Source organism: Methylobacterium sp. D54C (assembly GCF_053345595.1).
Map to the genome: position 1 here is coordinate 1 of NZ_JBKFAK010000188.1, position 309 is coordinate 309.

Consider the following 309-nt stretch of genomic DNA (forward strand, 5'->3'; position numbering starts at 1 on the left):
CCGGGAACGCGCCCGAACTGATGGCCGAAATCCCCGACTGGGTCGCGGCGCTCAGCGACGTCCCGGCCTTCGCCTTCGTCCCCCGCCACTGGGCGCGCTCCGCCGCCCAGCCCGGCGCGTGGTTCGACGCCGCCCTCGCGGAGGCCGCCGTGGCGGTGGGGCCGGCGTGGTTCCGGCACACGGAGGGGCGCTGGGCCGGCAAGCCGTTCCACCTCGTGCCCTGGCAGCCCGCGATCGTCCGCCTGCTCGTGGGCTGGCGCGCGGCGGACGGGTTCCGGCTGTTCCGCCGCCTGTTCCTCTGGATCGGCC

At 77.0% G+C, this 309-nt stretch carries 1 protein-coding gene; it reads left to right on the forward strand.

Annotated elements, in window-relative coordinates:
• Positions 1-20: 20 nt before the first annotated feature.
• Positions 21-309 (forward strand): hypothetical protein (locus ACLBYB_RS33100; RefSeq protein WP_447701418.1); only part of this gene is annotated, 289 nt, incomplete at its 3' end.